This window comes from Allobosea sp. TBD101 (assembly GCF_059817965.1).
The window spans coordinates 3,610,387-3,629,165 of record NZ_CM187543.1 but is presented as its reverse complement, the minus strand read 5'-3'; the positions used below and the strand labels follow the sequence as shown (position 1 = coordinate 3,629,165).

18 protein-coding genes are annotated in these 18,779 nt (G+C 66.4%); 7 read left to right on the top strand and 11 right to left on the bottom strand.

From position 1 onward, the window contains the following. Positions 1 to 4: 4 nt before the first annotated feature. Positions 5 to 718 (top strand): aquaporin Z, encoded by a 714-nt coding sequence (gene aqpZ / locus AC6RIC_RS17645; RefSeq protein WP_499733290.1) that lies wholly within the window; start codon positions 5 to 7, stop codon positions 716 to 718. 102 nt (positions 719 to 820) lie between these two features. Here aqpZ and acpS read toward each other — a convergent pair whose 3' ends face one another. Further along, positions 821 to 1,222, bottom strand: coding sequence for a holo-ACP synthase (gene acpS / locus AC6RIC_RS17640; protein WP_454657471.1), 402 nt, complete (start codon positions 1,220 to 1,222; stop codon positions 821 to 823). A 70-nt stretch (positions 1,223 to 1,292) separates the two neighbouring features. Then, positions 1,293 to 2,042: a pyridoxine 5'-phosphate synthase gene (locus tag AC6RIC_RS17635; protein WP_499733289.1), complete on the bottom strand. Its 750-nt coding sequence runs from the start codon at positions 2,040 to 2,042 to the stop codon at positions 1,293 to 1,295. 217 nt (positions 2,043 to 2,259) lie between these two features. Here AC6RIC_RS17635 and AC6RIC_RS17630 point away from each other — a divergent pair, with 217 nt between their 5' ends. The 3 genes from AC6RIC_RS17630 (at position 2,260) to AC6RIC_RS17620 (ending at position 6,855) form a co-directional block, all read left to right on the top strand. Further along, complete coding sequence (locus AC6RIC_RS17630; RefSeq protein ID WP_499733288.1) at positions 2,260 to 3,969, top strand: ATP-binding protein; 1,710 nt, start codon at positions 2,260 to 2,262, stop codon at positions 3,967 to 3,969. 101 nt (positions 3,970 to 4,070) lie between these two features. Beyond that, positions 4,071 to 4,460 carry a DNA-directed RNA polymerase subunit omega gene (gene rpoZ, locus AC6RIC_RS17625; RefSeq protein ID WP_291651738.1) on the top strand — a complete coding sequence of 130 codons (390 nt, stop codon included), beginning with the start codon at positions 4,071 to 4,073 and terminating at the stop codon, positions 4,458 to 4,460. 184 nt (positions 4,461 to 4,644) lie between these two features. Next, positions 4,645 to 6,855: a RelA/SpoT family protein gene (locus AC6RIC_RS17620; RefSeq protein WP_454659012.1), complete on the top strand. Its 2,211-nt coding sequence runs from the start codon at positions 4,645 to 4,647 to the stop codon at positions 6,853 to 6,855. Between the two features lie 245 nt (positions 6,856 to 7,100). Here the strand turns inward: AC6RIC_RS17620 and AC6RIC_RS17615 are convergent, their stop codons facing one another. Continuing rightward, positions 7,101 to 7,940 carry a LysR family transcriptional regulator gene (locus AC6RIC_RS17615; RefSeq protein WP_499733287.1) on the bottom strand — a complete coding sequence of 280 codons (840 nt, stop codon included), beginning with the start codon at positions 7,938 to 7,940 and terminating at the stop codon, positions 7,101 to 7,103. Positions 7,941 to 8,052: 112 nt separating this feature from the next. Between AC6RIC_RS17615 and AC6RIC_RS17610 the strand changes: the two genes are divergently transcribed. The 3 genes from AC6RIC_RS17610 (at position 8,053) to parC (ending at position 11,689) form a co-directional block, all read left to right on the top strand. Next, the gene (locus tag AC6RIC_RS17610) at positions 8,053 to 8,436 is read left to right on the top strand and encodes a tautomerase family protein (protein ID WP_499733286.1); all 384 of its coding nucleotides are present in this window, start codon (positions 8,053 to 8,055) and stop codon (positions 8,434 to 8,436) included. 121 nt (positions 8,437 to 8,557) lie between these two features. Beyond that, on the top strand, positions 8,558 to 9,319 hold the full coding sequence (gene recO, locus AC6RIC_RS17605; RefSeq protein WP_499733285.1) for a DNA repair protein RecO: 762 nt from the start codon (positions 8,558 to 8,560) through the stop codon (positions 9,317 to 9,319). A gap of 123 nt (positions 9,320 to 9,442) precedes the next feature. After that, positions 9,443 to 11,689 (top strand): DNA topoisomerase IV subunit A, encoded by a 2,247-nt coding sequence (gene parC, locus AC6RIC_RS17600; RefSeq protein ID WP_454657465.1) that lies wholly within the window; start codon positions 9,443 to 9,445, stop codon positions 11,687 to 11,689. 153 nt (positions 11,690 to 11,842) lie between these two features. On the opposite strand, the gene AC6RIC_RS17595 is transcribed toward parC, so the two are convergent. The 8 genes from AC6RIC_RS17595 to AC6RIC_RS17560 all read right to left on the bottom strand — a co-directional run bounded on the left by AC6RIC_RS17595 (position 11,843) and on the right by AC6RIC_RS17560 (position 18,739). Next, a complete protein-coding gene (locus tag AC6RIC_RS17595) occupies positions 11,843 to 12,442 on the bottom strand; it encodes an outer membrane protein (RefSeq protein ID WP_499733284.1) in 600 nt (199 codons plus the stop codon). Between the two features lie 91 nt (positions 12,443 to 12,533). Beyond that, positions 12,534 to 13,556, bottom strand: a complete 1,023-nt coding sequence (locus AC6RIC_RS17590; protein WP_454657463.1) for a DUF2336 domain-containing protein — start codon at positions 13,554 to 13,556, stop codon at positions 12,534 to 12,536. Positions 13,557 to 13,710: 154 nt separating this feature from the next. Beyond that, positions 13,711 to 15,072 carry a PepSY-associated TM helix domain-containing protein gene (locus AC6RIC_RS17585; protein WP_499733283.1) on the bottom strand — a complete coding sequence of 454 codons (1,362 nt, stop codon included), beginning with the start codon at positions 15,070 to 15,072 and terminating at the stop codon, positions 13,711 to 13,713. A 36-nt stretch (positions 15,073 to 15,108) separates the two neighbouring features. Further along, the gene (locus AC6RIC_RS17580) at positions 15,109 to 15,477 is read right to left on the bottom strand and encodes a hypothetical protein (RefSeq protein WP_499733282.1); all 369 of its coding nucleotides are present in this window, start codon (positions 15,475 to 15,477) and stop codon (positions 15,109 to 15,111) included. An 81-nt stretch (positions 15,478 to 15,558) separates the two neighbouring features. After that, positions 15,559 to 16,755, bottom strand: a complete 1,197-nt coding sequence (locus AC6RIC_RS17575; RefSeq protein WP_499733281.1) for a UxaA family hydrolase — start codon at positions 16,753 to 16,755, stop codon at positions 15,559 to 15,561. After that, the gene (locus AC6RIC_RS17570) at positions 16,752 to 17,066 is read right to left on the bottom strand and encodes a UxaA family hydrolase (protein WP_499733280.1); all 315 of its coding nucleotides are present in this window, start codon (positions 17,064 to 17,066) and stop codon (positions 16,752 to 16,754) included. The genes AC6RIC_RS17575 and AC6RIC_RS17570 overlap by 4 nt, the downstream gene beginning before the upstream one ends. Positions 17,067 to 17,215: 149 nt before the next feature. Further along, entirely contained in the window at positions 17,216 to 17,863 is a 648-nt protein-coding gene (locus AC6RIC_RS17565; RefSeq protein ID WP_499733279.1) for an RraA family protein, read from the bottom strand. Between the two features lie 111 nt (positions 17,864 to 17,974). Continuing rightward, a complete protein-coding gene (locus AC6RIC_RS17560; protein WP_454657457.1) occupies positions 17,975 to 18,739 on the bottom strand; it encodes an arginyltransferase in 765 nt (254 codons plus the stop codon). Between the last annotated feature and the right edge of the window lie 40 nt (positions 18,740 to 18,779).

The following is an 18,779-nucleotide window of genomic DNA, read 5'->3' as shown; positions in this document are numbered from 1 at the left end:
ACTCATGAGCACGAAGAAATTGGCCGCCGAAGCCATTGGCACGTTCTGGTTGACTTTTGCGGGTTGCGGCAGCGCGGTCATCGCCGCGGGATTTCCGAATGTCGGTATCGGGTTGCTCGGCGTATCGCTGGCCTTCGGCCTGACCGTCGTGACGATGGCCTATGCGATCGGCCATATCTCCGGCTGCCATCTCAACCCGGCAGTGACGGTCGGCCTTGCGGCCGGCGGGCGCTTCCCGGCGGGTCAGGTCGTTCCGTACATCGTTGCGCAAGTCGTCGGCGCCATCGTCGCGGCCGGCGTCCTCTACCTCATCGCGCGCGGCGCGCCGGGCTTCGACCTCGCCGGCGGCTTCGCCTCGAACGGCTATGCCGAGCATTCGCCCGGCAAGTACAATCTCGTCTCGGCCTTCCTCGTGGAAGTCGTGATGACCATGATGTTCCTCTTCATCATCATGGGCGCGACCCATGGCAAGGCGCCCGCCGGCTTCGCGCCGCTTGCGATCGGCCTCGGGCTCTGCCTGATCCATCTCGTCAGCATTCCGGTGACGAACACCTCGGTGAACCCGGCCCGCAGCACCGGCCCGGCGCTCTTCGTCGGCGGCTGGGCTCTCCAGCAACTCTGGCTGTTCTGGGTCGCCCCGCTGATCGGTGGCGTGCTCGGCGGCGTGATCTATCGCTGGCTGAGCGACGAGCCGGAAGGCCAGGTCACCGGCCGCTGATCGGCGGGCTTAACCGGTAGCGTCTCGAAAGCCGCCGTCGTTCCGGTGCATCCCAAGCGGTGCTCCGGAAAGGCGGCGGCTTCTGCTTGAAGAGAGGGCGGTTCAGGGGACTGGCCGTGCCTCGATCACCACGAAGGCCTGCGCCAGAGGCGGGTCGTCCGTCAGCGAGACATGGACGAAAGCCTCATAGCCCGGTGGGGTCATGGCCTTCAGGCGCTCCGCCGCGCCACCGGTCAATCGCATCGTCGGGCGCCCGCCCGGCAGGTTGACGACCTCCATGTCGCGCCAGAACACGCCGAGGCTCATGCCGGTGCCCAGCGCTTTCGAGCAGGCTTCCTTGGCGGCGAAGCGGCGGGCGTAAGAAGCGGCGCGGGTCGCGCGACGGTCGGACTTCGCCCGCTCGCCTTCGGTGAAGACGCGCTGGGTGAAGCGCTCGCCGAAGCGCTCGAGCGAGCGCTCGATGCGGCGGATATCGCAGAGATCGGAGCCGATACCGAGGATCATGCCCGCGATGTAGCGCGGTTTTGGTCGGACAGGAACCGCCTTAGGATGGGGAAGGGCCGCGGCCGGACGTTCAGCGGCCGGCGCAGCCTTCATCCATAGCCTGCCGCATCCGGCGGATCGCTTCTTCGAGGCCGATGAAGATCGCTTCGCCGATCAGGAAATGGCCGATATTGAACTCGACGAAGGCCGGGACGCGGGCGAGCGTGCGTGCGGTGTCGTAGTCGAGTCCGTGCCCGGCATGGACTTCGAGGCCGAGCTTGGCTCCGAGCGCGGCGCCTTTCGCCAGCCGCTGGAACTCTGCCTCCGCCTTGGCCGCCTCGCCATCGATGACGGCGTGGCACCAGCTCCCGGTATGCAGCTCGACGACCGGCGCGCCGAGCTTCGCCGCCATCGCGATCGGCGCCTCGTCCGGCTCGATGAACAGCGAGACGCGGCAGCCGGCCGCCTTCAGCCGGGCGATCACGGGTGTCAGATGAGCTTCCTGCCCGACGACGTCGAGGCCGCCCTCCGTGGTGCGCTCCTCGCGCTTCTCCGGCACGAGGCAGGCCGCATGCGGCTTCAGCCGCTCCGCCAGCGCGATCATTTCTTCGGTTGCGCCCATCTCGAAATTGAGCGGCCGGGTCAGTTCGGTGGCGAGGCGCTCCACGTCGGCATCGCGGATATGGCGCCGGTCCTCGCGCAGATGGGCGGTGATGCCGTCGGCGCCGGCGGCGATGGCGAGATGGGCGGCCCGGACCGGATCGGGCAGGGTGCCGCCGCGCGCGTTTCGCACCGTGGCGACATGGTCGATATTGACGCCAAGACGCAGCCGATCGGCCATGATGCACTCCGCTTGTGTTCTTTAAGTCCTGCTTAGACGAAAGCAGCGCATCGGCTCAATGCAGGGATTGTGATGCCGGGCTCACGAATTGTGATCGGTCTGGCGAGTGGCGGAACCATTACGATTCGATGAAGCGGAATAAGCGCTCTTCGTGAAGGTAATCGTAACCGGAACTCCGTAATGTCGACTTCCGACAGAGCAGGGTTTGCGCAGATCGATGCAGCTTCCACTGAAAAACGCGGCCTTCCAAACCGACATCCAGCCGGACCGGCGTGACAGCCAGCAGCCGCCCGAACGGGCGCTCGGCCGTGTCATCGCCTGCGACGGCTCGCGTGCCACGATTCTCAGCGCGGTCTCGACGGGAAACTGGCTGGCGAGTGATGCCTGGGCCATCGGCCGGATGGTCTCCATCAACCTGGGCTCGAGCCGCATCGTCGCGCTGGTCTACAAGCTGCATGCCGTCGAGCCGGCCTGGAGCGAGTCCGAGGAGAACCCGATCCAGGTCGAGGTGGAATTTCTCGGTGAAGTGCAAGAAAGCGCCGAGGGGCGAGTGCGTTTCCAGAGCGGCATCAGCACCTTTCCGCCGATCGGTGCGATCGCGCATCGCATCCGGGCAGGCGATCTCGCGCTGGTCCATGATCTCGGCGACCGTTCCGGCGTCGAGATCGGCCATGTCACGCAGGATACGAGCATTCCCGCGACCGTGAGCATCCAGGATATGCTGTCGCGTCACTTCGCCCTGGTCGGGACCACCGGCGTCGGCAAGTCGAGCGCGGTCTCGCTGCTGCTGCGCCGTGCCGTATCGGTTCGGCCGCGCCTGCGTGTGCTCATCCTCGATCCGCACAACGAATACTCCAGCGCCTTTCCGGACCTGGCCCTGACCATCGACGGCGAAAGCCTCGATCTGCCCTTCTGGATGTTCAAGCAGGACGAGCTGGCCGATGTCGTGTTCCGGGGGCGGGCGGCCCTTGAGGACGAGCCGGATATCCTGCGCGAGGTCGTCTCGGCCGCGCGGTCGCGCTATCGCCTGCCCAGCGGGCAGGATCTGGCGCGCGATCTCGGTTCCAGCCTGCTGAAGCGCCCGCTCGATCTCGGCGCCCCGCGCCAGTCGGCGGACGCGCACCAGACCGGGGGAGTTGACGCTGCCACGCCCTATCGGCTCAAGGATCTGTTCGCCGTCATCGACGAGCTGATCGGCTTGCACGAGCAGCGCTGGCCCCGCGTCGCCCTGCGCTCGCTGAAGGTGCGGCTGGAATCGCTGCATGCCGATCCGCGCTATCGTTTCATGTTCGGCCGGGCCAACATGTACGAGACCGTGGCGCCGATCCTCTCCCAGGTTTTCCGCATTCCGATGCATGGCCGGCCGATCACGGCCTTCCAGCTCGGCGGCCTGCCCGCCGAGGTCGTGAACGCAGTGGCCTCGGTGCTGTCGCGCCTGGCCTTCGACCTTGCCAGCGCGAGTCAGGGCGCCTGCGAAATCCTCGTGCTCTGCGAGGAGGCGCATCGCTATGTGCCCTCCGATCCCAAACTCGGTTTCGCGCCGACGCGGCAGGCGCTCGCCCGGATCGCCAAGGAGGGCCGCAAATACGGCGCCTATCTCGGCATCGTGACGCAGCGCCCGGGTGAGCTCGACCCGACCATCCTGTCGCAATGCTCGACCATCTTCGCGATGCGACTGGCGAACGAGCGCGACCAGCAGATCATTCGCTCGGCGATCTCCGACGCCTCCGCCAGCACGATCAATTTCCTGTCCTCGATCGGTAATCGCGAGGCGATCGCCTTCGGCGAGGGCGTCGCGACGACGATGCGGATGCGCTTCGCCGAGCTGAAGCCGCACGAACTCCCTGCAATGGGCGCGCGCGGCGGCGAGGTCGCAGGCCGGCCCGAGCCGACGCTGGATGATATGGTGCGCCGCTTAGGCGCCTGAGGCCGACGCGGCCACCGCGAATTTCTTGCATCGCGGTGGCTTTGCCTGTAAGGCCGTGCTCAATCCATTCCCTGCATCGCTGAGATCGGAAGAAGCCGGCCATGGCTCGCGTTACCGTTGAAGACTGCATCGACAAGGTCGAGAACCGCTTCGAGCTGGTGCTGCTTGCCAGCCACCGCGCGCGGATGATCCAGTCGGGCTCGTCGATCCTCGTTCCCCGCGACAACGACAAGAACCCCGTCGTTGCGCTCCGCGAGATCGCCGATGAGAAGCTCAAGCCCGAGGATCTCAAGGAAGATCTGATCCACTCGCTGCAGAAGCATGTCGAGGTCGACGAGCCGGAGCAGGAGACCGTTCCGCTGCTCGCCAGCCCCACCAGCGCCGCGACGCCGGACAGCGAAGTGCAGTTCGACCGCATGAGCGAAGAGGACCTGCTGCGCGGCCTCGACGGCCTCGTGCCGCCGACCGAGAGCGCCGACGACGAGGACTGATCCTCGATCACGAAATCCGGTGCGCGGATCGAATGTGAATCGATTGTTCACCGTTTCCGACTAAAGCCCGGCACTGCCGGGCTTTTTTCATGACCCTTCCGGAAAACGCCTTGCTGCCGCCGATGCCTGTGCAAATAATAATGTGTTGCAATGATTGCAGGACGAGGCTGGGGCCCGCATGGGCATGATGCGGCAATACGAGCTCGTTGACCGGGTCAGGAGCTACAATCCGAATACCGACGAGGACCTGCTCAACCGGGCCTATGTCTATGCCATGCGTGCTCACGGCACGCAGAAGCGCGCCTCCGGCGATCCCTTCTTCGCGCATCCGCTCGAAGTCGCGGCGATTCTGACCGATCTCAAGCTCGACGACGCCACCATCGTCGCCGCCGTCCTGCACGACACGGTCGAGGACACGGCCGCGACGCTGGAAGAGATCGAGACCATGTTCGGGCCGGACATCCGCCGGCTTGTCGACGGCCTTACCAAGATCAAGAAGCTCGATCTCGTCTCGAAGAAGGCGGCGCAGGGCGAGAATTTCCGCAAGCTGCTGCTCGCCATCGTCGACGACATCCGCGTGCTGCTGGTCAAGCTGGCCGACCGCCTGCACAACATGCGGACGCTGCATTTCGTCCCGCCCGAGAAGCGCCTGCGCATCGCCGAGGAGACGATCGAGATCTACGCGCCGCTCGCCGGCCGCATGGGTATGCAGGAACTGCGCGAGGAGCTGGAGGAACTCTCCTTCCGCCACATCAAGCCCGAAGCCCACGCCACCGTGACCAAGCGGCTGGAGGAAGTGACCGCACGTGAGGGCAAGGTCATCGGCGAGATCGAGGAGGACCTGAAGGGCAAGCTCGCCGCCAGCGGCATCCAGGCCGAGGTCTTCGGGCGCCGCAAGCGTCCCTATTCGATCTGGAAGAAGATGGAGCGGAAATCCGTCTCCTTCGAGCAGCTCTCCGACATCTTCGGCTTCCGCGTCATCGTCGAGAGGCCGGAGGATTGCTACCGCGTGCTCGGCATCGTCCACATGACCTGGCCGATGGTGCCCGGCCGCTACAAGGACTACATCTCGACGCCGAAGCAGAACGACTACCGTTCGATCCATACGACGGTGGTCGGTCCCGGCCATAGCCGCGTCGAACTGCAGATCCGCACCGACAATATGGACCGCATCGCCGAATACGGCATCGCCGCCCATGCGCATTACAAGGATGGCCGCGCCGGCGAGCCGATCGGCCTGGCCGACGAGAGCCGCGCCTATCAATGGCTGCGCCGCACCGTCGATCTGCTGGCCGAGGGCGACAGCCCCGAGGAATTCCTCGAGCACACCAAGCTCGAGCTCTTCCACGATCAGGTCTTCTGCTTCACGCCGAAGGGGCGGCTCATCGCCCTGCCGCGCGGCGCGACGCCGATCGATTTCGCCTATGCGGTTCATACCGATGTCGGCAACAGCGCCGTCGGAGCCAAGATCAACGGCCGCATCGCGCCGCTCCTGACCGAGTTGCAGAACGGCGACGAGGTCGAGATCACCCGTGCCGACGGGCAGGCTCCGCCGGCTGCCTGGGAATCGCTCGTCGTCACCGGCAAGGCCCGCGCCGCCATCCGCCGCGCCACCCGCGCCGCCGTGCGTCGTCAATATGCCGGCCTTGGCCGCCAGATCCTCGAACGCGCTTTCTCCCGCGCCGAGCGCGCCTTCTCCGACGACAAGCTCAAGGCTGCGCTGAAACGCCTTGCCCGCAACACCGTGGACGACGTGCTCGCCGCCGTCGGGCGTGGCGAGATGTATTCGGGCGACGTGGTCAAGGCCGTCTATCCAGACCTCGAACTGGAGAAGCGCGGTTCGACCGAGGGCAAGCCAGGCGCGGCCGCCAGCGGAAAGGGCTGGTTCGAGCTGCGCCAGAACGAGAACCTCAAGTTCAAGCTGCCGGGCGAGGAGCCGGATACCGCGATCCCGATCCGCGGTCTTGGCGGAGACCTGCCGGTGCGCTTCGCGCCGCATGGCGGGGCTGTACCGGGCGATCGCATCGTCGGCATCCTGACCCCGGGCGAGGGGGTGACGATCTACCCGATCCAGTCGCCCGCGCTCGCCGCCTTCGACAACGAGCCGGATCGCTGGCTCGATGTCCGCTGGGACCTCGACGACAAGGCGCCGCAGCGCTTCCCGGCACGCATCGCCCTGAAGTCGATCAACGAGCCCGGCTCGCTCGCCCAGATCACCACGACCATCGCGGAGCATGACGGCAACATCGATTCCGTCTCGATGAACCGCCCGAACCAGGACTTCACCGATGTCACCATCGACCTCACGGTCTGGGACCTGAAGCACCTCTCGGCCATCATCAGCGAGTTGCGCGAGAAGCGGGTGATCAGCCGCGTCGAGCGCGTGGTCGGGTAGGGGCTACGGTCATTCCCGGCTCAGGCCTGCGACCCGAGCCGGAAACCACCTTTGTCATTCCGGGGCTTCGCGGAGCGAAGAACCCGGAACCCACGATGGGGTGGGCCATTTGCAACCCGTCATTGAAGGTCCCACCCGGTCGTGGGTTCCGGGTTCGCGCCTGTGGCGCGCCCCGGAATGACAAGGGGACGAGACCGGTGCGATCTGGCGCCGACGGCTGCAGGGCGGCGCCATCGGGGTGAAGACTACCCCCGGAAAGCCGCTGCCAGTTCGCGAACGAAAGCGCCCGCGCGCGGCGTTGCGACATTGCTCCTGAGCACGACCTGCGATCCGCCGAGCACGGGCAGCCCCCATGCAGGCCCGATATCGACCGCGCCCGCCGGCGCGATCCGCGCGGCCAGCGGCGAAATGCCGAGCCCGACCTGAACGGCCGCCGCAACCGCTGCCATGCCGCCGCCGACGAAGGCTTCGCGCCATGCGATGCCGGCGCGGTCCAGCGTATCCATGCTGTGCCGGCGCAGGCGACACTCCGCGACGAGGCTGACCAGCGGTACAGGCGCATCGGGCGGCCGCACGAGGCGGGGCGCCGCGAACCAGCCGACCGCATCGTCGCGCAGGACCTCGCCGGTCCGCCCCGCCGCGAGCCGGCGCACGATCACGACATCGAGCTCGCCTCGTTCGAACGCCTCTTCCAGCATCCGCGACGGCTCGATCCTGAGATTGATGACGATGCCAGGATCATGCGCCGTCAGGCGTGCGAGCACGGCCGGGACCTCGGCGCCGACAGCCTGCTCGCTGATGCCGACCGCGATATGCTCGGGCGCGACCGCGAAGGCCGCGAGCGCCTTGCCATGGGCGGCCATCAACTCGCGCGCGGCCGGCAGGAAGCGCTCGCCCTCGGCCGTCAAGCGGACAAGCCGCGGGTGGCGCTGCAGCAGCAGCCGGCCGAGCCCATCTTCCAGTCGCTTCACCCGCGTGCTGACCAGCGACTGCGTCGTGCCGAGCGCCTCGGCGGCGCGGGTGAAGCTTTTCAGCTCGGCCGCGCGCAGGAAGGAGGCGACGGCGTCGATGTCCAGAGTGCCCATAAATCATAATATCATATCATTGGTATCATCATAGATAGGATATTCAGATTATTAGAGGCGGCCTATGGTCCTCTTCGACAGGCGCGGTTGCGCCTCGAGACGGAGACAGACCATGCCCCTGATCAGGATTTCCATGCGCCGCGGCCGCCCGGCTTCCGAGCCGGCTGCCATCATCGATGGCGTCTACAAGGCGCTGCGCGAGACCTTCGAAGTGCCGGAGAAGGATCTCTTCGCCGTCGTCCACCAGCACGATGCCGACGAGTTCGTCTTCGACGCCAATTATTTTGGCTTCAACCGCAGCGACAGGCTGGTGATCATTCAGCTTACCGTCGCCAATACGCGCGGCGTGACGCAGAAGAAGAAGCTCTACGCCACGATCACCGAGAATCTCATGAAGGAGCCCGGCCTGAATCCGGACGACATCTTCATCAACCTCGTCGAGGTCAAGCGCGAGGATTGGTCCTTCGGCGGCGGTATCGCCCAGTACGTGGCGTGAGGCGCGCTCCGTCGTTACCAACCGCGCCGTCATCCCGGACAAGCTGCGGAGCAGCGCAGATCCGGGATGACGTCGCGTATGAAATTGCGGCGTCGTGCGTCACGCCCTAAATCCTGTCCTTATGGAATGGACGGACGAGGGCACGATCATCGGCCTCAAGGCTCACGGCGAAAGCGCCGTGATCTTGGAGGCGATGACGCGCAAGCACGGCCGCCATCTCGGCCTCGTCAGGGGCGGGCGCTCCTCCAAGGCGCAGGCCTCGCTGCAGCCCGGCAACAATGTCTCGCTGACCTGGCGTGCCCGGCTCGACGAGCATCTCGGCGAGTACAAGGTCGAGCTGCTCGCCTCCCATGCCGCCCGCCTGATCGCGGCGCCGGTCGCGCTCTACGGGCTCGGCACCATCGCCGGCCTGCTGCGCCTGCTGCCGGAGCGCGATCCGCATCCCGGTCTCTATGAAGGGTTGTCCGTCCTCGTGGCCCATCTCGACGAGGCCGAGATGGCGCCGGCGCTGATCATCCGTTTCGAACTGGCGATGCTCACCGAACTTGGTTTCGGGCTCGATCTGGCGCGCTGCGCTGTCACTGGTTCGCCTGATGATCTCAGCCATGTCTCGCCGAAATCCGGCAAGGCGGTCAGCCGGCGGGCTGCGCAGCCCTATCTCGACCGTCTGCTGAAGCTTCCGGCCTTCCTTGTCGAGGGGCAGGGCGGGCGGCGCCCGTCTCCAGCCGACATCCTCTCGGGCTTTGCGCTGACGGGCTTCTTCCTGCGCCGCCATATCCTCGATCCGCGCGGCCTGCACGAACCGCCGGAGCGGACGCGGCTGGTCGAACTGGCGACGCGCGCTGCGGCCAATGCGCCGCCTGCCGAATCATCCACCGCCTAAGCGCAAAAACGCACTCCCCGCGTTTGCGCCGGGGTCTTCGTACCTGCATTGTTCTGGCGGGCTGATTCGCGACGTGCCATAGAGCAGGCGCGAATTTTTGGACAGCACAAGGGCTGACGCAGCATGGGCAAACCGGTCGATCCGCCGCCGGAAGATGAAGCCGAGCGCATCGATCTGAAATCGGCGCTCGAAGAGCGCTATCTCGCCTATGCGCTCTCCACCATCATGCACCGCGCCCTGCCGGATGCGCGCGACGGCCTGAAGCCGGTCCATCGCCGTATCCTGCACGCCATGCGGCTGTTGCGGCTCGACCCCGGCCAGGTCCACAAGAAATGCGCCCGCATCGTCGGCGACGTCATCGGTAAGTTCCACCCGCATGGCGACCAGTCGGTCTATGACGCGCTGGTGCGCCTCGCGCAGGATTTCGCCCAGCGCTATCCGCTCGTCGACGGGCAGGGCAATTTCGGCAATATCGACGGCGATAACGCCGCCGCCTACCGCTATACCGAAGCGCGCATGACCGAGGTCGCGCGCCTGCTCCTCGACGGCATCGACGAGGATGCGGTCGATTTTCGCGAGACCTATAACGGCGAGGACGAGGAGCCGGTCGTGCTCCCCGCCGCCTTCCCGAACCTGCTGGCCAACGGCTCGCAGGGCATCGCGGTCGGCATGGCGACCTCGATCCCGCCGCACAACGCAGCCGAGCTCTGCGACGCCGCGCTTTACCTGATCCAGCACCCGGAGACGACCTCCGAGCAGCTGATGACCTTCGTGCCCGGCCCGGATTTCCCGACCGGCGGCATCATCGTCGAGACCCGCGCCTCGATGGCGGAGACCTACCGCACCGGCCGCGGCGCCTTCCGCACCCGCGCGCGCTGGCATTCCGAGGATCAGGGCCGCGGCACCTGGCTCGCTGTGGTCACCGAGATCCCCTACATGGTCTCGAAGGGCCGGCTGATCGAGAAGATCGCCGAGCTCCTCAACGACAAGAAGCTGCCTTTGGTCGGCGACCTGCGCGACGAGTCGGCCGAGGATATCCGCATCGTCATCGAGCCGCGCGCCCGCAATGTCGATCCCAACCTGATGATGGAATCGCTGTTCCGGCTCTCCGAGCTCGAATCGCGCATTTCGATGAACATGAACGTGCTGACCGGCGGGCTGGTGCCGCGCGTGCTCGGCCTCGCCGAGGCTCTGCGCGCCTGGCTCGACCATCGCCGCGAGGTCTTGCAGCGGCGCTCGCGCTTCCGGCTCGGCCAGATCGACAAGCGCCTCGAAATCCTGCGCGGCCTGCTCATCGTCTATCTCGACCTCGACCGGGTGATCAAAATCATCCGCGAGGAGGACGAGCCCAAGATCGAACTGATGAAGGTCTTCGACCTCACCGAGATCCAGGCCAACGCGATCCTCGACACGCGCCTGCGCGCCCTGCGCAAGCTCGAGGAGATGCAGCTCAAGACCGAGCTCGACGAACTGACCAAGGAGAAGGAGCAGATCGAAGGCCTGCTCGCCTCCGAGGCGACGCAGTGGAAGACCATCGCCTGGGACATCCGGCAGGTGAAGAAGACCTTCGGCCCGGAAACGGCGATCGGCAAGCGCCGCACCGATTTCGCCGATATGCCGGAGACTGCCGATATCGACCTGACCCAGGCCATGGTCGAGCGTGAGCCGATCACGGTCGTCATCTCGAAGAAGGGCTGGATCAGGGCCTTGAAGGGCCATGTCCAGGACAAGTCGAGCTTCTCCTTCAAGGGCGACGACGCGCTCCAGACCGCCTTCTTCACCGAGACGACGGCGAAGGTCCTGGTGCTCGCCTCGAACGGCAAGGTCTTCACGCTGGATGCGTCCAAGCTGCCGGGCGGACGCGGCTTCGGCGATCCGATCCGCCTGATGATCGAGCTGGAGGAGACGGCCGAGATCGTCTCCGCCTTCCCCTACAAGCCGGGCACGAAACTGCTGATGGTGTCGAGCGAGGGCAGGGGCTTCGTCGCGCCCGCCGACGATGTCGTCGCCAATACCCGTAAGGGTCGGCAGGTGCTCAATGTCGACGGTACGCATGTCGCGATGCTGGCGGCGCCGGCCGATGGCGACCATGTCGCGATCATCGGCGAGAACCGCAAGCTGCTCTGTTTCCCGATCTCGGAAGTGGCGGAGATGGGCCGTGGCAAGGGCGTGCGCCTGCAACGCTACAAGGATGGCGGCCTCTCCGACGCCAGGACCTTCAACCTCGCTGATGGCCTGACCTGGCTCGACACCTCCGGCCGCACCTGGACGGTGACGCAGGCCGACCTGCTGGAATGGCTCGGCCACCGCGCCGAAGCCGGGCGCCTGCCGCCCAAGGGCTTCCCAAAGAGCAATACCTTCGGCGGGTGAGGCAGGAATAGCGTCATGCTCGGGCTTGGTCCGAGCATCTCGGGACCAGCGCGCTCTTGGCAAAGGCTTCTCGGGTCAAGCCCGAGAATGACGCCAGATCAAAGGCTTGCCGGGAAAGCCGGAATCAAGGTTGCAGCCGCCTGAATCAGCGTCTCAGCGGATTTCCTGCCCGATGATGCCGGCTTCGAGGCCGATCGTGATCTTGTCGGTGACGGCCCAGAGCACTCCGGCGCGCGCCTCGGGTCGCACGGCGATGTTGCTGCGGCTGAAAGGCGAGGAGAAGGCCGTCGCGCCGTAGCGCCAGGTCTCGTTGGCCGCGCTCAATCCCGCCGAGGTGTAGAGCAGGACGTCGGGCGTCACCAGCACGCCAGCCTGAACCCTGAAGGCGCCGGCCAAGTCACGAGTATAGGCGACATTGCCGAAGCTCGGATAACCATAGCCGCCGACAGCGGGGGCGTAGTCGATCGCGCCGGCGATACCGTAGACGAAATTGCCCTCGCGCAGCATCTTGCCCGCTTCCAGCCCGATCGTCGGGCCGGCGCTGGTGCGCATATGCTTGCTGCTGGTGACCTGGAAGCCCGAAGAGATGCGGGCATAGGACCCCTCCCATTTCGGCGAGAGGCTGGGCTGGTCCCAGGCGAAGGAGGGCAGCGGCGCGAAACCGGAGAGCGGCAGGTACGCCTGCGCCTGCGCCGATTCACCTGCGCCGAGCAGAGCGGCGAGCGTCGCGGCGGATAGAAGCGGAAATCTCACGTCGAAAGCGTCCTCGCGACAGCGTGCTCGGTCGGAAGCTAGCATGGAGCGAGGCGAATGTCGCGGTTTTGTGGCCGGGGCCGGCTGCGCCTCAGGCGATCTTGGTCCTGAGCTTGAGGAAGCGCAGCGTCCGCTCCGCCGTCGCGAGATCGAGCTTGTCATAGGCGTCGACATCGTCATCGACGTCGCGCGGTGAGAAATAGAGCCGGCGTGCCCGCAATTGCAGGATGGCGCGGAAGGCGGTGGCGCCGATGCCGAGCGAGCGGCAGGCGACGGCGATGCCGCTGGAATCCCGCTGCATCAGCACGCGCAGCGCCTGTTCGATCGAGATGCCGCCGATTTCGGAGAGCACCTGCGAGAGGTGATAGGCGCGATCCTCGTCGGCCAGCATGGTCAAGACGTCGTCGACCTCGCGCACCTTGGCGGCGAGGTCGGAGAGCAGCAGCTTGACCTCGAGGCGTTGCTGGCGCGCCTGGCGGGCAAGCGAGACGCTCGCGTCAGTGGCAGGCGCCGCATTGCCGCCGTCGGAGAACTGTTCGACGATCCGCAGGACGCGCTGCGCGCGGTTCGGCGCGAGATCGGAGCGCCGGGCGAGGGCGTCGGTGATGGCGGCATCGTCCCCGCCACGCTCCAGCAGCCGGTCGAAGCCGCGATCGGAGAAGGCGGCGCCTTCATTGGCGCTGACGGTATGCAGCACCTTCTGGTCGCCGCGTTCGACGAGGATGTCGGTGACGCCCTCGGAGAGGCGCGCGCGCTCGGCAATGGCGACGAGATGTTGCTGCGACTGGCTGACAGCGATGGCGGCGAGATCGGTATCGGTCAGGACCGGGGAGAGCGACAGCACGAGGCGCGCGACCTCGGCATTGCCGTCGCCGCCGAGCGTGACCGCGACATTGTGCGGCAGGGTCGGCATCGCGGCAACGCGATCGGCATAGCCCTTGCGGTCCTCGTCGCCGAGATGGCCGAGCGAGCCGGCCGCGATCTCACCGTAATGCTCCTTCACGGCCTCGTTCGGATCGTGGTCGAGCAGGAAGAGATCCGTCACGGCATGGAGAAGCTGCCGGCGCGAATCCGACGACATGTCCGCCGGCATCCGGGTCAGGTTACGCAGCATGAGGGCTCCCACGGCAAAGCAGTGGCAGCACTCTGCGCAGGTCCGGCTTGATTTACTCTTAAGGCGATCGCGTTCTTTTCTGAACAACGGGGCAATGACGCCCCGTTGTTCAGTCCGTGGGTAAGCCTGCTGCTCGGGGAAGCAGGCTCCTCGGTTATGCGCTCATAGGTTGTGTGTTTCTTGTCAGTACGGCGTCGATCATCACCATGACGATGAGCGACAGCCCGACCAGCGGAAAGATGAGACCGCCAATGGCGAGCAAGGCCACGACCACACGCAGCGTTGCCTTCTCAGCCGGCAGCGGCGGCACGCCGAGCGACCCTTGCGGGCGCCGCTTCCACCACATCACCAACGCCGAGACGCAGAGCAGGACGATGGCGAAGCAGGCGGCGAGCATCACGATCTGGTTCGCTACGCCGAATTCCTGCCCCATATGGACATTGATGCCCCATTCCAGCGCTTTGCCGAGCGGGCCGTAATCGGCATAGCTCATGTCGATCAGAGGTTTGCCGCTATACTGGTCGAGATGGATGACGCGCTGGAGCGCCATGTCCTTCGGGTAGACCGAGCCGGTATAGACCCCGCTTGGGCCGCCGGGGAGATTGACGGCATAGCCGCGCGTCAGGCCCAGCCGATCGAAGGTGGCGACGGCGGCATCGAGGCCGATCACATCGCCACCCGCGGCCTGAGAGGCCGGCAGCTTCGCTTGCTCCAGCGCCCATGTCGTTGGCGCGACATGGGCGAGATGCTCGTCCGACATCGGCACGGCGACGCGCAGGCCGGTCGGATAACCGAAGTTATGGCCGTTGGCCCATTGATTGACCTTGGCGCCCCAGAGCACCGACCAGGGCATGCCGGTGATCGCGAGGAACAGGATGAAGCCGCCGGCAACGAGGCCGGTAACCGCATGGAGATCGCGCCAGAACACGCGCTGGCGCGGCTTGCCCCGGACCGTGACAACGCCGCCGCTCTGCTTGCGCGGCCACCACAGATAGAGGCCGGTCAGCACCAGCAGGATCGCCCAGCCCCCGGCGATTTCGAGGGCGCCGTTCGCGATCGGCCCGAAATAGGCGAGGCTGTGGATCTGCCGGATCACCCACATCACCGTGCCCTTGTCGGGGATCTGGCCGAGCACGCGGGCATCGTAGGGGTCGACATAGACCACCATCCGCGTCCCCGCCGGATTGCGGACCGTGACCTCGGCCGAGGCGGTCGCGGTTTCCGCCGGCAGGTACTTCACCGCCTGTCCGGGGAAGGCTTTCACGGCCTGCGCCACGATTTCGCTGGGCGGCCGCTCGCCCGTCATCCGGGCCTCGACCCGCTTGACGTCGCGATGGATCAGGCCGTCGATCTCGGCCCGGAAGAGGTAGAGCCCGCCGGTCACGGCCAGCAGGATGAGGAAGGGCAGGGTGATCAGTCCGGCATAGAAATGCCAGCGCCAGACGGCGCGGTAAAGCGATGCGGCTGGCCGGCCTGCGCGTTCGGGCGCGGCCGTCGCCGTTGAGACGGTTGTCATGGATAAATCCTGGTCTGAGCTGAAGGAGGAAGGGCTTCAGACCGGGACAGGGGGAGCGCGCGCGCCGAGTGGAGAACCCGGTGCGGAGGGAGACGAGACCTGTTCCGCCGACAGGCTGCGAGCGAAGGCGAGGACGGGCCGATGCGCGGCAGGGTCGGCGGTCGGAGATGGCGGCGGCAGGGCGATCGCCGTCGACAGGCACAAGCTCGCGCAGCAATCCGGCAGTTTCGCGCCGCTGCTATCGGGGGCGGGATCGAACGGCGCCGTCTGGCCGGGCGCGCAGAGCGGATGCACGAGCCCGGCAGAGGGCTGCGCCGACAATCCGGCAGCAAGCGCGACCAGCGTCGTCTGCAGGACGAGGACATAGACGGCGATGAGCGCGATCGCGCTCCTTCGCCAGTTCATCCGTCCCGCAGCGCCCGTCATGGACGAAGGCTTACCCAATCCGCGCGATCGGCGGAAGCGGGCTTCGTGACGCGCCCTTGCTTACGCCGGCAGGCAGGCTGGGCCGAGCGGCTCGAAGCTCTTGTAGGTCAGGATGAACTCCTGATGGCCGAGCTCTTCGGACTTCGTCCGGCCGCCCTTACCGAGCGAGACGACGAGATCGCGGATCTCGGTGCCGACTTCGTCGAGCCCGGCGCGGCCTTCGAGAATGCGCCCTGCATCGACATCCATGTCCTCGGACATCCGGCGATAGGTCTCGGGATTGGCGCAGATTTTGACGACGGGCGAGATCGCCGAGCCGACGACCGAGCCGCGCCCCGTCACGAACAGCACGCAATGCGCGCCACAGGCGATCAGTTCCGCAATCTCGGCATTGTCGTTGATGTTCGGGAAGCCGAAGCGGACTTCGCCATCCGGCACGACGTCGAGCAAATAGAGCCCGCCATGAGGCGGCACGTCGCCCGGCTTGATTAGGCCGGAGATTGGCGATGCCCCGGACTTGGCATAGGCGCCCATCGATTTTTCCTCGATGGTGGAGAGCCCGCCCTCGGCATTGCCGGCGGCGAAGGAGCCGTAGCCGAGCGTCGCGTAGTAGCGTGCCGCCTTGGCCACGGATTTCTCCAGCTCGGCGCCGAGCTCGGGGGTGACCGCGCGCGCCGCCATGATGTGCTCGCAGCCGATCAGCTCGCCGGTTTCCTCGAAGATGCAGGCGGCGCCCTCTGCGATGAGCTGGTCGAAGGCGCGTCCTGCGGCCGGATTGCCGGTGATGCCGGAGGTGCCGTCCGAGCCGCCGCAGACCGTGCCGACCACGAGTTCGGAGACGGCCATCGGCACGGTCTCCTGCGCATCGAGCAGGGCACGCTGTTCCTCGACCCAGGCGCGGCCCTCGCGGATCGAGGCGCGGGTGCCGCCGGTGCCCTGGATGATGATCGTCTTCACCGGCCGCCCGCTGGCGCGCACCGCCCGCTCCAGCGCGTATTTGTTGAAGCTCTCGCAGCCGAGCGAGACCAGCAGCACGGCGCCCACATTCGGATGGGTGCAGAGCTGCTCCATCATCCGTTCGGCATAGGAGTTCGGATAGCAGCCGGGGAAGCCGATGGCGTGGACGCCTTCCTCGCGCCAGGGCAGGGCGATTTCGCGTGCGACATGGTGGGCGCATTCGACGAGATAGGCGACTGCGACGGTGTTGCGGATGCCCTTGCGCCCGTCGGACCGGAGATAGCCGCGCATCGTGCTCATGCCGAGGCTCCTGCCTTGCGTTCGTCTTCGAGATGATGGGTCGGTGTGTAGTCGCTGCGCATGTTGTGGACATGGACATGCGCGCCCGGTGCGATCGTCTCGGTCGCGACGCCGATCGGCGCGCCGTATTTCAGGATCTTCTCGCCGGCCGCAATCGTGCGGCGGGCGAGTTTGTGGGCGAGCGCGATGTCGCGGTCGAGCGTCGCCGGGCCGGCGCCGGTCTCCACCGTCTCGCCGGCCTTGAGGCGAACCCGCGCGACGAAAACGTTATCGCGCGGATCAAGCAGGATGAGGCGCGGATCGTGGGTCATGGCCCTGTTTCCTTCCCTCCGGCTGTCATCCCGGACAAGCCGCCTTGGCGGCGCCGATCCGGGATCTATGCCTGAACTTCATTTGTGAGCGCTTCGGAATGGATTCCGGGTCTCCGCTGCGCTGCGCCCGGAATGACGAGCGCGGAGATTCAGAACTTGCCGTATTGCAGATAGGCCTTCTGCGGATCGGTGCCGGCGAGGATCGCGGTGCGGACCTTGTTCTCGGCCGTGATCGCGGTCTCGGACTTCTCCAGGACTTCCTCGATGATCTCGGCGGGGATGCGCACGACGCCGTCGCGATCGGCGAGGATATAGTCGCCCGGCCGGATCCGGACCTCGCCGATCTTGATCGGCTCGTCGACCGCCTTGGGAAGCCAGGCGCCGACGATGTCGCGCGGCGTATAGGCCTTGAAATAGGCCTGGAAGCCCATCTCGACCATGAATTCGGTATCGCGCGAGAGGCCGTCGATGACGCAGCCGCGCACGCCCTTGTTCTTCAGCGTCTCGGCCGAGAGCTCGCCCATCAGCGCGATCTCGTTGGTGTTCGGCTGGCAGACCCAGACATGGCCGGGCTTGGCGGCCGAGAGCAGGCCGGTCCAGCCCAGCAGCGTCTCATGCGCATCGAATTCGCCGGTCTTGCCCTCGACGGTGAAGGCCGGCCCCGCCAGCTTCTGGCCGGGCAGGAGCGGGCGCAGTTCCGGCGGCAGGACGAAGTCCTTCAGGCCCATCGCCCGCATCGTGTCGTGGATGATGCCGGTGTAGCAGCGCTCCAGCCTGTCGGTCAGTTCCTGGCTCATCATTCCTCCGGTGCGGCTCCTGTCATGCGTGTCTGCCGCGGGCCGTTGCCGCTACAGTGTCGGCAGGAGCGATGGGCGGCAAGCGCGTTTTCCGCGCGTCGCTGATGCGTTTCAATCGGTTGAAACGTTGCGTTCAACCCGCTCCCAGCCTTGCGGCATCAGGCGTTCCTGCGGCAGGAAGCGCGACTTGTAGGTCATCTTCGGCGAGCCCTCGACCCAATAGCCGAGATAGACGTAAGGCAGGCCGAGGCGGCGCGCCCGGGCGATATGGTCGAGCACCATGAAGGTGCCGAGCGAGCGCAGTTCCAGTCCGGGGTCATAGACCGAATAGACCATCGAGAGCCCGTCGCTGAGCGTATCGGTCAGGGCCATCGCGAAGAGGTCGCCGGCGCCTCGCCCGGTGAAACCGGAATCGGGGCCGCGGCGGCGATATTCGATCAGGCTGGTCTCGACATGGGTGTCCTCGACCATCATCGCGAAATCGAGCGCCGACATCGTCGCCATGCCGCCATCGGGATGGCGCTCGTCGAGATAGGAGCGGAACAGGGAATAATGCTCGGAGCGCGGCCGCGGCGGCAGGGCTTCGCCGATCAGGTCGCTGTTGCGGGCGAGCACCCGGCGGAAGCCGCGCGTCATCCGGAAATCGTTGACGCAGACGCGCACCGAGACGCAGGCGCGACACATCTCGCAGGCCGGGCGATAGGCGATGCTCTGCGAACGCCGGAAGCCGCCTTGCGAGAGCACGTCGTTGAGCTCGCGGGCCCGCGAGCCGACGAGGTGCGTGAACACCTTCCGCTCCTCGCGCCCGGGCAGATACGGGCACGTGGTAGGCGAGGTCAGGTAGAATTGCGGGGCATCCCGCAATGGGCGCGTCACGTCGGCTGGCTCCCCGGAAGCTTCCGACTCTCAATGTAAC

Excerpts from the sequence above, each read along its gene's own strand:
- parC (WP_454657465.1), top strand. The coding sequence starts at position 9,443 with ATGGGCAAACCGGTCGATCCGCCGCCGGAAGATGAAGCCGAGCGCATC.
- AC6RIC_RS17590 (WP_454657463.1), bottom strand. The coding sequence starts at position 13,556 with ATGCTGCGTAACCTGACCCGGATGCCGGCGGACATGTCGTCGGATTCG.
- AC6RIC_RS17565 (WP_499733279.1), bottom strand. The coding sequence starts at position 17,863 with ATGAGCCAGGAACTGACCGACAGGCTGGAGCGCTGCTACACCGGCATC.
- AC6RIC_RS17635 (WP_499733289.1), bottom strand. The coding sequence starts at position 2,042 with ATGGCCGATCGGCTGCGTCTTGGCGTCAATATCGACCATGTCGCCACG.
- AC6RIC_RS17630 (WP_499733288.1), top strand. The coding sequence starts at position 2,260 with ATGCAGCTTCCACTGAAAAACGCGGCCTTCCAAACCGACATCCAGCCG.
- acpS (WP_454657471.1), bottom strand. The coding sequence starts at position 1,222 with ATGATCCTCGGTATCGGCTCCGATCTCTGCGATATCCGCCGCATCGAG.
- AC6RIC_RS17580 (WP_499733282.1), bottom strand. The coding sequence starts at position 15,477 with ATGAACTGGCGAAGGAGCGCGATCGCGCTCATCGCCGTCTATGTCCTC.
- AC6RIC_RS17610 (WP_499733286.1), top strand. The coding sequence starts at position 8,053 with ATGCCCCTGATCAGGATTTCCATGCGCCGCGGCCGCCCGGCTTCCGAG.
- AC6RIC_RS17575 (WP_499733281.1), bottom strand. The coding sequence starts at position 16,755 with ATGAGCACGATGCGCGGCTATCTCCGGTCCGACGGGCGCAAGGGCATC.
- AC6RIC_RS17570 (WP_499733280.1), bottom strand. The coding sequence starts at position 17,066 with ATGACCCACGATCCGCGCCTCATCCTGCTTGATCCGCGCGATAACGTT.
- AC6RIC_RS17615 (WP_499733287.1), bottom strand. The coding sequence starts at position 7,940 with ATGGGCACTCTGGACATCGACGCCGTCGCCTCCTTCCTGCGCGCGGCC.
- recO (WP_499733285.1), top strand. The coding sequence starts at position 8,558 with ATGGAATGGACGGACGAGGGCACGATCATCGGCCTCAAGGCTCACGGC.
- rpoZ (WP_291651738.1), top strand. The coding sequence starts at position 4,071 with ATGGCTCGCGTTACCGTTGAAGACTGCATCGACAAGGTCGAGAACCGC.
- AC6RIC_RS17585 (WP_499733283.1), bottom strand. The coding sequence starts at position 15,072 with ATGACAACCGTCTCAACGGCGACGGCCGCGCCCGAACGCGCAGGCCGG.
- aqpZ (WP_499733290.1), top strand. The coding sequence starts at position 5 with ATGAGCACGAAGAAATTGGCCGCCGAAGCCATTGGCACGTTCTGGTTG.
- AC6RIC_RS17620 (WP_454659012.1), top strand. The coding sequence starts at position 4,645 with ATGATGCGGCAATACGAGCTCGTTGACCGGGTCAGGAGCTACAATCCG.